Consider the following 13,972-nt stretch of genomic DNA (forward strand, 5'->3'; position numbering starts at 1 on the left):
GACATAGCCGTTCCCTTCGACTTCGCTCAGGGAACGGCTATAGCTGTTTTTGTTGTTGAGGGTGCCACGCTAGCGGCATGGACGATTGGTACTAAACGGAACCAGCGGTAGCAGGCACGTTCTGCGCCGTTTCGTTATCTAGCCCCACCAGTCGGGCGCTCAGATCCCACAGTTTGCGAGCCTTGGCGTCGTCCTGAGCTTCGTTTGAAACCTCCTGGGCAAAAGAGCGGCGACCGGGCTTTTGGCGGTTGCCCCAGCTCCAGTACATGCCTGACTCCTTCAGTTCGGGGTCGGTGACCACATCGGCGACCCGCTCGCCCGCCAGCTTCTGGGTCACGTAGCCGCCCGTAACGTTCTTTTGGAACCAGGGGAAGATAGTCTGAAACGCCTTGAAGTGGTTGCGGAACAGCGGCGTATCGGCCACGCAGCCGGGATACAGCGAGCTAAAGGTAATGCCCGTCTCATCGTGGTAGCGGCGGTGCAGCTCGCGCATGGTCAGCACGTTGCAGAGCTTGCTGTCTTTGTAGGCTTTGCCCGACTTAAACTTTTTGCCGTTGATCATCGAGACGGGGGCTTTGAACCCGGCCTCAAAGCCCTCCAGGTTGCCCAGGTCGGGGGGCGCAGGAATGGGGATTTTGCCACCCAGTTCTTTGGGGTTGGCGGTGACGGTGCCGAGAATGATCAGGCGCTTGTCGGCGGCAGACGATGCCTTGAGGTCATCCAGCAAGAGGTTGCACAGCAAGAAGTGGCCCAGGTGGTTGGTGGCCACGCTGATCTCGTAGCCGTCTTCGCTGTACATCGGCTCTTTGAGCAGGGGGTAGTAGACGGCGGCGTTGCACACCAGCGATTCTAGACTGCGCCCCGTAGCCCGAAAGTCGCTGACAAACTGGCGCACGCTGGCCAGAGACCCCAGATCGAGGTGAATAATGCTGTAGCTGCCGTTCGGCATGCCAATGTCCTGGGCCACCTGCTTGGTTTTATCGACGTTGCGGCAGGCCATAACAACGTGCCAACCGCGATCGGCCAAAGCTTTGGCAGCATTTAGCCCCACCCCAGATGACGCGCCGGTAACAATGACTGTTTTCTGCTGTTCCATGACTATCCAAAGACTGAAAAATCGCTTGTAATTTTCCAGTGTTAAGGATTGCACAGGCACTAAGGCAATGTCTTAACGTTTTTTGAGGTGTTGTTACATGGGCTTATAGGTGAAGCTGAAATTTCAGCTTCACCTGTAAGCCTCTAGGTGAACGAACTCGCCCAGTCTTTGGCCCAGTGCAGGTGCTTGTGCACCTCGTCCAGAGTTTTGGCCTCGCTGTAGAGGCGCAGCACGGGCTCGGTGCCGCTAAAGCGAATCAGCAGCCAGCTGTCGTCGGCCAGGGTAAGCTTATAGCCGTCGACATCGAGAATGTTGGTGACGGCTTTACCAGCTACCTCCTCGGGCGGTGCAGTGGCGAGAGCATCGAGCAGTTTGGCCTGCACATCCATGCTGGCCAGGGGCAGATCGATGCGATCGTACTCGGAGAAGTAGCCCACCTTCTCCTGCAGGCTGCGGTAGTAGTCGCTGAGGTCCAGGCCCGAGGCGACCACGGCTTCTAGCACGTAGAGGGCCGACATCAGCGCGTCGCGCTCGGGGATGTGGTGGCCGTAGCCAATGCCGCCCGACTCTTCGCCACCCAGCAGCACTTTGGCCTCCTGCATGCGATCGGCGATGTACTTGTAGCCTACGGCGGTTTCGTACAGTTCCAGGCCGTTGAGCTTGGCCACCGCCGGAATCAGGTTAGAACCGCTGATGGTCTTCACAATTTCGCCGCTGTAGCCCCGCCGCGACTTCAGGTGGTCGATCAAAATGGGGATCAAAATCTGGGAGCTGAGGAAGTTGCCCTGGCCATCGACGGCGGCAATGCGATCGCTGTCGCCATCAAACACCAGACCCACCTTGACGCCCGCCTGGGCCGGATATTCTTTGACGGTCTCCAGCATTTCGCCCAGGTACTTGGGCAGGGGCTCGGGTGGGTTGCCGCCAAACAGCGGGTCGGCGTCGCTGTGCAGCTCGTGAACGCTGGCTTCGCCCAGCAGGCGGGGCAGACCACCGCTGGCAGAGCCGTGCATAACATCGGCAAACACCGTTAGCCTGCCGCTCGAAATCGCCTTTTGAATCGCGGCCACATCGACCTCGGCCTGGAGGGCGTCGCAGTAGGCGGGCCAGGGGTCAAAGGTTTCGATTTGCCCGGCTTTGCCCAACGGAGCGGGCGGGTTGGGCAGCAGCGCCTCGACCTGCTTGGTCACCTCAGGAGAAACCGAGCCGCCAAAGGCCCCTTTGATCTTGAGCCCTGAGTAGGCCGGGGGATTGTGGCTGGCGGTAATCACGATCGCCCCCAGCAGCCCCTGGTGCCTGGCGGCGTAGCTGAAGGCCGGGGTAGGGGCATAGTCTTGGGAGAGCAGCACCTCAAACCCCTGCGCTGCGATCGCCTCGGCAGCGGTACGGGCAAACTCGGCCCCCAAAAAGCGGCGATCGAAGCCCACCGCCACGGTGCGGCTGCCCGTTTCGGACCCAAAGCAGCGGTGCAAAACATGGGCCGATATCGCCGCCACCTGAGCCACGCGCTCAAAGGTGAAGTCGGCGGCAATAATGCCGCGCCAGCCATCGGTGCCAAACTTGATCGGCTTTGGGGTCGCTGGAATAGGGCCAGAGGGTGCTGCCATAGCAGATTCCAAATATCAGAGTAGGAGAGCAGATTTTTCTAGAGTTTACCCGCTTACTTCGGCGGTGACACGGCCAGGGCGGCGGCACCACGCACAATTTACTCAATCGGCTGGTTTTGCCGAAAAGTGTTGAAAGATTGGCGAATTCTCCTGATGCGATCGCGGCCTGGCCGCAAATGCTAGATGCGTTAGGCCGTGGCGGGGCTGTTTTAGGGAAACTGAAGCCGGGTTAAGCCTGTGGCGCAGCGAATACTTGGACTGAGTTGGGTCGTGGCGAAGGCTTTAGACGCTATGATTCGTCGCCGTCGATCCAACTAATTGCCAACGGTGGGTGGCTACTGTGCTACCCTAGTCAAGTGAAAACGGGATGTAGCGCAGCTTGGTAGCGCACTTCGTTCGGGACGAAGGGGCCGTGGGTTCGAATCCCGCCATCCCGATTCCTCTAAAACCTACTGCGGAAGCGCCTTGTAGCCGACGCATCAACCTTTTGATGACCCTAACATATTGTCAATAAGGGGGGTGAGGTTGGCTACTTTTGGACGCTTTTGGACGTCTGAGTGGTAGGAAATTGGTAGGAAGATGACTACTATGCAACCCCCCGTAGCGGCACGCCCGACGCTGAGCCGCGAGCTAGATAGAAGCCTTGTCAAGGTAGAAAGCGATAAAGGCAGGCTGAGATTACGCTTTACCTATGGAGGCACACGCCATTACATAGCCGTTGGCTTGCCTGATTCCAGAGTTAACCGCATCGTGGCCCAGCAGAAGGCGACTCAGATCGAATTGGATATTGCCTCCGGCAACTTTGATGAGACCCTCAAGAAGTACAAGCCACCCAAAGCTGTCGCTAAAAAGCGCGAGGCAACCACCGTGACTGGGCTATTTGAGAAATTCACAGCGGTTCAGACCAAAGCCAAAGACTTGCAAGTGGGTAGTCTTTGCCGATATGGAGCTACGCAGCGACATTTAGACGCATTTTTCTCAACTAAGCCAGCAGACGCTGTGGATGAGAGCAGTGCCGCTGCTTTTGCTGAGTACTTGCGAAAGCGAGTGGTCGAACGAACGGCTAAAGACTACCTAACCCTGGTTAAGTCTTGTTGGAACTGGGCTGAGCAGACACTCGGACAAAACCCCTGGGCATCCGTTCTAGAGAGGGTGAAACCAGCCCCTAAGCAGAAGGTTAAGCCATTTACATTGGCTGAGGTTCAAGCTATCTTAGCGGCGTTTAGAATGGATCGCTACTACCAGCACTACGCCGACTTCGTGACGTTCCTATTCGGTACAGGCTGTCGTTTTGGGGAAGCTGTAGCCCTGAAATGGAAGCATATTGCCGATGACTACTCAACGGTATGGATTGGCGAATCTGTTTCTAGAGGCGTCCGTAAGACTACCAAAACTGGGAAGGATCGGACGATAACCCTTACCCCCACGGTGGCAGAGATGCTATCTGCTAGAAAACCTACCAACGTAGATCCTGAAGCATCAGTTTTTCCATCGCCGAAGGGAAAGCTCCTCAACGACCATACCTTCCGTCGCCGAGCCTGGACAAAAATCTTGACCCGGCTCGAAATTACCTACCGGAAGCCTTACTCTACCCGCCATACTGCCATCAGCCATGCTCTGGCGAATGGCGCAAATCCTCTAGCGGTAGCAGAGCAAACAGGTCACGATCCCCAAATTTTGTTCAAACATTATGCCTCCGTCATTCAGAAATCTGCTGTGATGGTGGAATTTTAAAGCGCTAGCTTTATAGCTTGTGTCCGGCCCAAACTACTCTGCCCATGATGCTTAGGCCATTCGACTTGCTAGACAGGTCTAGGGAAAAAGCTTCGTAGGCAGGGTTATCACTTAGCACCCGGAAGTTATTTTCGGGGATGTATTGCAAGCGCTTAATCAAAATTCGCTCATTTAGCTTAAACAGGAAAAGGCCATGGTCGATAGCCGCTAACTCCCTAACACTGGTATCTACTAGGACTAGGTCTCCGAGAACCAGGGTAGGCTCCATGCTTTCGTCCTGAACTTGGGTCAGGAGTAAGTGGTCATAAGACTTTGGGAACTCAGACTTGAGCCAGTCCGTCTGGAAAGCTAGTGGATCCTTATAGACATACTCTTTGGCGTTTCCTTCTCCCAAGCTGTTACTCTCAGTCTGACCACCAGCCAGCCATTCTACGCTGACGTTTGCCGTGCGTGCTATGGCGAGCAGTGCAGGTCGGGTAGGTTCGCTTTGGCCGTTGAGGTATTGTCGCAAAACTGTGTCAGAGAAACCACAGCTTCGTGCAAAGCCTCGAATGCTATTCTCTCCAACAGCCTGCTTTAATCGCTGGGGGAAATTGTTTGAGTCGGCTAATACCGCCTGCCCCTCATCAGAAGGCGTGTTATTCATCGCAAGTCCACGATCACTACTGCAAATTATAGCGCTTGACATGCGCGTTATTAATTGTTAGCTTCATCGATATATTGATGGAGCTTCGTTGATCTTATGCACGTAGAGGATATTAAGGCAGCCCTTCGTAAGCAAGGCTGGACGTTAACCGGCATTGCCAAAGAGCTCGGTGTGGGGCCTTCTGCCATCTCCCATGCCCTGACGAGGCAACGGTCCCGCAGGGTTGAAAAAGTGATCGCGGCCAAACTTGGCTTATCTCCTCGGGAGATCTGGCCTCAACGTTATAAAGGAGGGGCAACCCATGAATCAGTTTGTCAGCAAGCAGGAAGCGTTACAGTACCTCAATCTCAGCAGCACTACCTTAAAAAAATACAGATTGCAGGGCCTGTTAATCGAGGGCATTCACTGGGTTCGCATTAATAGCCGCTGTACTCGCTACAACTTGGAGCTCATCAAAGATTGGCTCCAAAACCGCCATGACCCAGTGGCCCATCAGCGAGCTATCGAAGTCTATCAGGCCAGTTTGTTGAGTAACCATCGAAAAGTTTCTCAGCGGTCTAATCGTCGATAACCTCAGGGGCATCAAGCCACCTTAGTATCTTGATAGTCCATCAAGTATGTGATGAAGAGTTAGGCTTAGAATCTCATTCTTGAAGCCTATAAAAAAACACCCTAACTACAACGCAGCAAGGGTGTCAGATTTTCTTTGTTTATTTTCTAAGCCAGGCCAATCAACATCCTGATGTGGTTTTCGCCGAACCGCCCAGGGCATTAATCTGCTGCTAGAAGTGGTGTCTTCAACTATAGCAAAGACATCGAAAATGTCCACCCTGGGCACAGCTTACGGTTAAAAAAGCCGGTTGATTGTGATGGCCTGGCTCCTAACTTCAGGAGCTAACCATGGCACAGTACATTTACTCGGGGCGATCGCGCCCCTGTCCAATTTGTGGACGCACCAAAGACCAAGACTGCCGCTGGAATGAGGAGGTGGTGTTCTGCCACACCCACATAGAGCAGGATGGAGCGGTAGACGGCTATGTCTATCGGGGCGCAACAGCCGATGGTATGTGGGGGCAATACTTTGCAGCCACCGCCTCACCCGAGAAGCCGGTTCGCCCCCAGCAGCGGCAGGACTATTTCTATCCCAGCCGCGCCGGGCAGCCGCTGGTGAAGGTGACGCGGGTGGATCGGGGCAACGGTGCAAAGTTTTTTGTGCAGTATCACTGGAACGGGCAGCAGTGGGTCAAAGGGCTGACCCCTGAGATTAGAGCCCAGGTGCCGATCTACCGCTACCGGGATGTCCAGAATGCCATATCCATCGATCAACCTATCTGGATGGTGGAGGGAGAAGGCTGCGCCGATGCCCTATGGAACATTGGCATTCCTGCGACCACGACCCTGGGTGGCTCGAAGAAGTACCGCAGCTATGGTGATTACCGTCAGGATTTGCAGGATGCGAGCTTGGTGCTGTGTCCGGATCGCGACCAGGTCGGCATTGTTCACATGGAAGAAGTCGCTCAGGACTTTCCCTCGGCTCAGTGGTGCTACCCCTACCCTGACAGCCTGCGCTGGCAGAACCTGCCGAAGCATGGCGGGCTGGATGTAGCGGATTGGATTCACGACGGGGCCACAGCGGATCAGATCAAAGCGGCGGTGCAAGACCGACGGCAGCTGGAAGTCAACTCTAATCAAGGCCCCGAGCGACTGTCGGTGCAGGCCTTACAAGACCAGATCCGCACCTACCTGGGCACCAGCCCCACCGAACTGGCCCTGGCGGCACAGGTGGTGCAATGGCACCAGGAGACAGGTCTATCGGCCAAGGATATCAGCAACCTGGTCACCCTCGTGCAGGCGGAGCTGGAGCAAACCGAGGAGCGGGACGATCGCCGGGCCGAGATTCACCAGCTGCTTAAAATTGGCGACTACCAGCTGTGTCTGAGGGAGTATCTTCACTCCGACTTGGCAGAACCCCTGGAGCAGATTGCTGACTGGATTGGCGCGACGCCAGCGGCGATGCTGGTGACGCTGCTGCCGGTGGCGGCGTCTTTGCTGCGGGTGGGTACGGAGCTAGAGATTGATGCTGGGATGGGGTTCTCGGTGCCGCCGATTGTGTTCACCGGGCTGGTGGCCCCCTCGGGCAGCAAGAAAAGCCCGATTCAGCGGCAGATTCTGGGGCCGCTCTCGCTGCTCCAGGCGGAGGCCGATCAAGAGTATGAGTATGCTGCATCGGAATATGAGGTTGACCTGCGGGATTGGGAGCAGACCCGAGCGGAGGATAGGGGCATTCGCCCCAGGAAGCCAATGCCACGGGAGTATCACACCTCGGATGCGACACGGGAGGCGATCGCCCGCATTCAAGCCCAACAGCCGGAGCGGGGTATTTTGGTGACGCCGGATGAGCTGGCGGGCCTCTTTAAGGGGCAGAACCAGTACCGCAATGGCCGGGGCAACGATAAGGAGTCACTGCTGACGGCCTTTGATGGCTCGGGGCTGAAGGTGGATCGGGCTAGCGGTTTACGGATTAGCCTGCCGCGCACCAGCCTGAGCCTGACGGGGACGATTCAGCCCGATATTCTGCGGGAGATGTTGGGGGATTGCTCGGATGCCAGTGGCCAGTGGGCCAGGTTTCTGTGGTGTCTACTGCCGCTGAAGCCTGCGCCCTTTCCCCGGCGAACGGTGCGCTATGACGTGTCGGATCGGCTCTATGGCCTCTACCAGCAATTGGAGGGATTGACGGCCCAGTGCTACCGACTGAGCCCTGAGGCCAAGGCCTTATTTGCCGATTGGTATGACCAGTTGGATCAGCTGCGGGTGATGGAGACCCACCCAGGATTGCAGGCAGTCTATTCCAAGATGCAGGGCTACACGGGACGGCTGGCGCTGATTCTGCACTGCCTGAATGCGGCAGTGGAGGGGCGTTTACCGATCCATGCGGTGGAAGCGAGCCAGATGCAGGCGTCAATTAAGTTGGGGCGCTGGTTCATTGGCCAGGTGAAGCTGCTCTATGCGGACGGGAATACGATGGATGGGGCGCTGGAGCCGGTCTATACGAAGCTGATTCAGCTCTCTCGGGTGCGGGGCTGGCTGCGGGCGAAGGATGTGCGGAATTATGAGCGTAGTTTACGCAAGGCGGGGGTGGAGGTGATTCGCGCTCATTTTTTGGAGCTGGAGGCGATGGGGTATGGGGAAACCCAGGGGATGGGGAATCGGCTGCGGTGGCGAGCAACGGTAGACGCGGTAGACAGATTTGAGGAAACGGTAGACACCCCGTCTACCGCTGAAAGCATTGATGGGCAAGGATTATAGCGAAACGGTAGACAAGTAGACAGGGTTTGCCAATGGGGAATTGCTAGGAAAGTGTCTACCGTCTACCGAAATGGCTGAAGAGCTTACAGATAAGGGCTTTTGCCCGGTAGACAGAGTGTCTACCGGGCGTCTACCGTGTCTACCGACAGAAGCAAGTAGAACCAAGTTAACCATCGCGACTGGGAGAAGGATTAGCGAGAACGCAGATTTTCTCGAATCTGGGCCATGGCGGAAGGACCTTCGACGAGGTCGCCGCGCTGGGCTGCTTCCCAACCAATCTGGGCATCTTGCTGGAGTTCGGGGAATCGCCCTTGATAGATGTCGTCTTGCTGGTCTAGCAGGTGTATGCCTGCTGTGATGACATCTAAAGCAGATTGGTATTTGCCAGCGGTCAACTGGCGTCGGATGAGTTGCTCTAGTTCAGGGGGGAGGACGATTTGCATGAAGGTTCTGGGGAAGCAAGTGTTCTTGACTTAAATCCTAGGGTTAAGGAACGGTCAATTGACTTATGCCGTGTAACACTAGCTTATTTGCTGCTCTCGCCAACTTCTTGCATCCTGAATGCGTTGGCGAATAGACGACTTTGAAAGCAACCTTGATGAAGAATCAGTATCTTGAATGCCGCACAATACTTCCAATTCTTGCAACAAGGGGGTAGTACCGATCTTATTGCCGGATTGATCAAATACGGCTATTGTCTCCAAAATATAACTAACCAAAAGCCATGTTCTAAGTATTGCATATCCTTCACGCCCCCACTTTGTCAGGAGCTTGTAAAGATACTCATCTAACCAATCGATGATTTCAGGGCTGTTAAATGGGGAGTCATGCGTGTCAAGCAAATAATACAAATCATTGAAAAGAAGTTCTGCTTGAGTATCACAAGTATCTTGCCAACCCTCCGGAATTCCATAGACATCTCCTAAAACAGATATGGCTTCTTGCAGGATATGGCCGTTTCTTTCTTGCAAAGAAAGAATGATGGGTTCTTTAAATGAATTACTTAAATCTATTTCAAGGTAAGTATTTTGCCCTAATCCTCCATCTCTATATGGTTTATGTATATCAGCCAGGCTTCGACTTCTAGAAGTTCCTGCCTGATTTGTACGAAGTGGATCTTCGGTCTTTTTCTTACGCTGATTACAAGGCAGACAAGTTGGGACTAAATTGTAAGGGTGGCAAGCTAAGTGTGGATACAAGTGCTTTGGCAAATAGTGATCAATATCAGCTTCTATTTTTCTGTCATCTAAAACCACGTAAACTGAGCCTGCGCTAATGCTATAGGGTGCTTCATCGCAAGCTGGGCAAATTGTTAAATTTGTTTTGTTTTCCTTTTGAAAGGCGCGAAGAAATTCTTGTGCCCCAAACCTTGTAGCGAGAGGATCTGAAAAGATATAATCTGGGAAGCCAGCAGTTACCTGAGAAATTTTGAATGGTATTTTAGAGATTTTGGGAGTTTCTCGCAAGACGCCAGTATAAAAGTATTTGAAGAAATCTGCTATCGCAACTTGCCAGTCATCAGTACCATCAAAAGGAGAAATATTAAATCTTGTACCGTTCAGAAGCCCAAATATATCTCGTGAAAGTCTTTGGATACAGTTCTTCTTGGCAAAAGGTGAAACTTCTGTGCTTTGTGAAAACTCCCTTAGAGGCTTTAATCTTGCCTCTGCATTCCATATCCAATCTGCAATTTGAGCGCCACGCCCAACAAATCTTGGGCATTTATCGAGTTTTCTAGCACAATCGCTCTTATCTGATGAATTTAAACTGGTCTTTGAAGCAGCGTAGAACAGCAACCATGTCTGTAAAACAACAACATCTGTCAGTCTTTCAAGGGTGACTTGGGGTAAACGGACCTCGTGAAGCATTCTACGATTCGATTTCCAACAGCGCTCGACGAATTCGGTATTTCCAGTAGCCCTCACCCACAATGGGTAAGAGGGATTCTAAAGTTTCCCGTTGATGAGCACGATCGCCATTTGATGACTCGGACAGTTTGTCCTGAATGTACTGAACACTTCTAGCACCAGCGGCATGGGGGGCTTGGAACACATGGATCATGATTTCGCTGGGGTCAGCGGCGAAGGTTTTGAGAGAGGGTTGGAGGGCACTACTGGTATAGCTAGAGGTGCGGTTCAACACTACGATGTCTTCTTCCAAGACATCAGATAGGGTGATGCTGGAATGAGTGGTAATGAGAACGTGGCTGTTTTGGCCTTCCAGGGTTCTATCTAGCAAGGAAACAATCTTCCGCTTCCAGAAATCATTAAAGTGGACTTCTGGCTCGTCTAAGAGAACCAGGGCTTCTGTCTCACCCAAAAGCGATAATAGACACATCCGGCCCAAGAAGCTCCGTTCACCGTCGCTCAGCCAGTCTAGCAAGTGAAGTGGGGGATCGTCTCCTGATGTAACGTCGTCGTCTGCTTTTACCTCAGGGTGGCTGGAGATTGAGCGCTGTAGAAAGATATTGACTTCTCGTAAAATGGATTGGCCATATTCTCCAGGGCGACCCAATTTGGCCAATGCTTTGAAGAGTTGTAGACCATCGGAGAATTCTGTCAGGATCCTGTGGGCGGTTGCTGCGGCATTGCTGGTTAGATCGAAGACCAGTAAATAATCTGTGCCCATGCGCAGCTTTCGAGTCGCGATCGCACCCAACCGCTCAACCACCTCTCGATCGCCCGGACTTGATATGCCCTGGGCCATACGAAACTTGAGGGAAAACCCTGATACGGATTGAACACATAGGCTTTTGTTGCCGTGCAGCACTTCACTCAGTCGGGGATAGTCTGGCGGGTCTTGGGTCGATGCGGCCATATCTGCTAGCAACCCACATAGGGTAACCAGCGGCAATTGACCCGACTCAATCAGTAGAAAACGGGTATCTTCATCAGGCTTTGGCGAGTCAGAATCGTCCGGGGAGAATGCCCAGCCGGGAAGTTCTCGAATAGCTAAGTCGAGGGCAGTTAAGTCTTGAATCGAGGATGGATCGGCGCTTTCAACAGCTTGATCAGCCTCTAGCTGTTTCCAAATATGTTCGCTGCCGGTGGTGAACGCAACCACCATATCTGGAAGCAGGGTAAGCCCTACAGTGGTGGGCTCACTATTCTCTAGGGCAACCAGCTCTGACCCAAGAACGACCTGAGTAATGCCGGTCTCTTCGTCGGGTGCTGACTCTTCTAGGTTGGTCAAAATAATCGAGCGAGACTCATCTCCTGTGCCAAGTTCGTAGTCGAGGTAAAAGCCATATTCAATGGGGGCATTGCGCTCAATTTTTCGGAAGATGTCGAACACGGCTTGTAGGACAGTAGATTTCCCGGTTCCGTTGACGCCGACCAAGAAGTCTAGGCTGTAGGATTGCTCTGAGCCGGGTAGATGCACATCGTTAGGGCTGAACTTGATGTCTAGCTCGCGGAGCACGCGGTAGCGCTGCAAAAACAGATTCTTGAGCTTCATGTCTCCTCCTCTGAATTTGATGTGCCTGAGTCGGACTGCCATAGATCTCGCTGGGTGACGCGACGGTAGAAGAAGCTTGACTCGTCCGACTGGGTTTCTGTGATGGTTACAGGAACAATAAGGCCCATGCGCTCCATTAGATCCAACGTGCGTTTGGCCTCGGCCATGTCTTCAGCATTGTCTCTACTAATATCCTGCGGAGTGAACAGGGTTGCTGTCTCGTAATTATCAGCCTCATCTGAATGTGCTGGCCCAGTTCTTTCACATACCTTAGTCCAAATTGCCTTTTGCTCTTCATTAAACTGTGTGACCAGTGGCAGTTCCTCATCCTCTAGAAGGGGGGAGGGCAATTGTTGGGTAGCGATGGGGGGTAGCTCTAGGTGCCCAAATAGGTTGTCGATGCGCTTGGCGAGCTTGAGTTGGTTGGCATAGATCTGACCTAGCAATGTAGAAGGAGAGGCTAAAATCTGGCTTTCTGTTGGTTTAACAACGTAACGTTCTGGACGCAGATCGTAGGCTTGTTGCTCGATGTCGCTGGTGGATACACAGGCCCCTATCAAGCGAGGGCTTTCCCCTAGGGTTCCTTCCCCTTGTCGAAAGAAGGCGATCGCAACTCCCCTGGCTGGTCGGCTCAGCAACTGAATAGCAGCAGTCTCCCCGCTCTGCTCTACTGGGTCTTCTACATTGCCTGATTCATCATCAGGTTCTGTCTCTTCGTTGTCGCTGGCTTCGGTGGATGCTGATACGGCACCAGGCAAGGCCCAGACTTCGGGGGGAATGGGGATAGTCACCGTAACTTTTGGCTCGGCGGGCGGTGCCACCAGTTCTACACGTAGCTGAGGTGTTGGCTCAACTACTTCAGCGTCGGTGGCTTGATCGACTGGTTCTACCTCTGGGCGGCTAATGAACTTGACAGACTTAATATCGTGAGTAAGCCCTGTACAGACTACACCAGGGCAACCGGCTTCTCTAAGTAGCCAATGCACGCTTATGGAAGGGGTTTCTCCTTCAGGAAAATGGGCATTGGGGGGTTCATCGAGCATTTCCCAAACCTGTTCGACAAAGGGGAGATCGTTGGCTTGGGCAGATGGGTATTTGGTGAGATCGCGGCTACGACCAGAGGGGTAACCGTCTTGCTCTAGCTCAAAAAACCAGACGTGATGATTAGGGGGTGGCTGGGTTTTCTTAAACAGCAGCAGGTTGGTTTGTAGGGGGCTGTAAGGTTGAAAGGCGTCTTTAGGAAAGGCGATGACAGCGTTTAGGGTATTGTGTTCAACTAGTACTGCCCGTAAGTCTTTATCAGCTAAGCTGTTACTGACCAGCAACCCAGCAGCAGACAGCACCCCCGCCCTGCCCTCCGGGGCTAAGTTAAGTAAGGCCAGCTTGATTAAGGCTGTCTCGCTTCTACCGACTCTTTGTCCTAGGGCTCGTTCGGATAAGAATGCATCGATTCTCTCGCCAAAGGGAGGGTTCATAAGAATGCAGTCAAACCCTTCGGCGTCGGCATTGACCTCAATGTCGAACAATCTGGGCTCAACGACGGTGCCTCTGGCCAAGTTGAGGGCATTGCCGTCTTGGATAGTGTCGGCTTCCACTGGAATTCCATGGAGCAACATGTTCGCTCGGGCAATTTTGGCCCACTCGGGTGAGATTTCGTAGCCTATAGTTTTGACCTGTAGGTTCGGATGAAAACGACCGATGAGTAACCCACCGCTGCCACAGGCAAAGTCAGCTAAAGAGTTGGTGGGGCTGACTTGGACGAGGTTATGCATAAAGCGGGTGATGTGGCGCGGGGTGGGGTAGCGACCACCCGCTAACATATCAGTTAGACGAAAGAGCACATGCTGGTCGAAGAGAATCGCCGGTTTGTTAACGTTGTCTCCGCCAGGAACTTGGCTAACCGCATGTTGTAATTGATCTGGAACGCTTGCCAAGTTAGGCCGTTGAGGTAGTTGACGGGGGAGTAAACGCTCTGCACCAGGAATTTCCAGCCCACTTGCATTTAGTAGGAGGCGGGCGATGTATTCAATGATGGTCAGGTCGTCGGCGATACCGTCGCTACGGAAAGTAGACCATACTCTGTTAAGCGCCTCGTTCGCTGACACCTGCTAACCCCTGTGAGAATTG

The 13,972-nt window shown here is 53.5% G+C and carries 11 protein-coding genes and 1 tRNA gene; 5 read left to right on the forward strand and 7 right to left on the reverse strand.

Annotated features, from left to right (window positions below; all coding sequences use genetic code 11):
• Positions 1-91: 91 nt before the first annotated feature.
• Positions 92-1,096, reverse strand: coding sequence for a protochlorophyllide reductase (locus tag ACQ4N7_RS13520; protein ID WP_430712031.1), 1,005 nt, complete (start codon positions 1,094-1,096; stop codon positions 92-94).
• A 143-nt stretch (positions 1,097-1,239) separates the two neighbouring features.
• The gene (locus tag ACQ4N7_RS13525) at positions 1,240-2,703 is read right to left on the reverse strand and encodes a phosphoglucomutase/phosphomannomutase family protein (protein ID WP_430712032.1); all 1,464 of its coding nucleotides are present in this window, start codon (positions 2,701-2,703) and stop codon (positions 1,240-1,242) included.
• 363 nt (positions 2,704-3,066) lie between these two features.
• Here ACQ4N7_RS13525 and ACQ4N7_RS13530 point away from each other — a divergent pair.
• Both ACQ4N7_RS13530 and ACQ4N7_RS13535 read left to right on the forward strand, forming a co-directional pair.
• Positions 3,067-3,140, forward strand: a tRNA-Pro gene (locus tag ACQ4N7_RS13530).
• A gap of 151 nt (positions 3,141-3,291) precedes the next feature.
• Entirely contained in the window at positions 3,292-4,437 is a 1,146-nt protein-coding gene (locus ACQ4N7_RS13535; protein ID WP_430712033.1) for a tyrosine-type recombinase/integrase, read from the forward strand.
• A gap of 10 nt (positions 4,438-4,447) precedes the next feature.
• On the opposite strand, the gene ACQ4N7_RS13540 is transcribed toward ACQ4N7_RS13535, so the two are convergent.
• Positions 4,448-5,083 (reverse strand): XRE family transcriptional regulator, encoded by a 636-nt coding sequence (locus tag ACQ4N7_RS13540; protein WP_430712034.1) that lies wholly within the window; start codon positions 5,081-5,083, stop codon positions 4,448-4,450.
• Positions 5,084-5,179: 96 nt separating this feature from the next.
• On the opposite strand from ACQ4N7_RS13540, the gene ACQ4N7_RS13545 reads away from it, so the two are divergent.
• The 3 genes from ACQ4N7_RS13545 to ACQ4N7_RS13555 all read left to right on the forward strand — a co-directional run bounded on the left by ACQ4N7_RS13545 (position 5,180) and on the right by ACQ4N7_RS13555 (position 8,389).
• Positions 5,180-5,503: a helix-turn-helix domain-containing protein gene (locus ACQ4N7_RS13545; protein ID WP_430712035.1), complete on the forward strand. Its 324-nt coding sequence runs from the start codon at positions 5,180-5,182 to the stop codon at positions 5,501-5,503.
• Positions 5,385-5,654, forward strand: a complete 270-nt coding sequence (locus tag ACQ4N7_RS13550) for a helix-turn-helix transcriptional regulator (protein ID WP_430712036.1) — start codon at positions 5,385-5,387, stop codon at positions 5,652-5,654. Before ACQ4N7_RS13545 ends, ACQ4N7_RS13550 begins: the two co-directional genes overlap by 119 nt.
• 329 nt (positions 5,655-5,983) lie before the next feature.
• On the forward strand, positions 5,984-8,389 hold the full coding sequence (locus tag ACQ4N7_RS13555; RefSeq protein ID WP_430712037.1) for a DUF3987 domain-containing protein: 2,406 nt from the start codon (positions 5,984-5,986) through the stop codon (positions 8,387-8,389).
• Positions 8,390-8,580: 191 nt separating this feature from the next.
• Here the strand turns inward: ACQ4N7_RS13555 and ACQ4N7_RS13560 are convergent, their stop codons facing one another.
• From ACQ4N7_RS13560 to ACQ4N7_RS13575, 4 genes are all read right to left on the reverse strand, one after another.
• A complete protein-coding gene (locus ACQ4N7_RS13560) occupies positions 8,581-8,832 on the reverse strand; it encodes a ribbon-helix-helix domain-containing protein (RefSeq protein ID WP_430712038.1) in 252 nt (83 codons plus the stop codon).
• Positions 8,833-8,910: 78 nt separating this feature from the next.
• Positions 8,911-10,257, reverse strand: coding sequence for a hypothetical protein (locus tag ACQ4N7_RS13565; RefSeq protein WP_430712039.1), 1,347 nt, complete (start codon positions 10,255-10,257; stop codon positions 8,911-8,913).
• Between the two features lies 1 nt (position 10,258).
• Positions 10,259-11,845 (reverse strand): AAA family ATPase, encoded by a 1,587-nt coding sequence (locus ACQ4N7_RS13570; protein WP_430712040.1) that lies wholly within the window; start codon positions 11,843-11,845, stop codon positions 10,259-10,261.
• Entirely contained in the window at positions 11,842-13,950 is a 2,109-nt protein-coding gene (locus ACQ4N7_RS13575; RefSeq protein WP_430712041.1) for an HsdM family class I SAM-dependent methyltransferase, read from the reverse strand. The genes ACQ4N7_RS13570 and ACQ4N7_RS13575 overlap by 4 nt, the downstream gene beginning before the upstream one ends.
• Between the last annotated feature and the right edge of the window lie 22 nt (positions 13,951-13,972).

The organism is Nodosilinea sp. AN01ver1 (genome assembly GCF_050565655.1).
In the GTDB taxonomy this organism is placed as follows: Bacteria; Cyanobacteriota; Cyanobacteriia; order Phormidesmidales; family Phormidesmidaceae; genus Nodosilinea.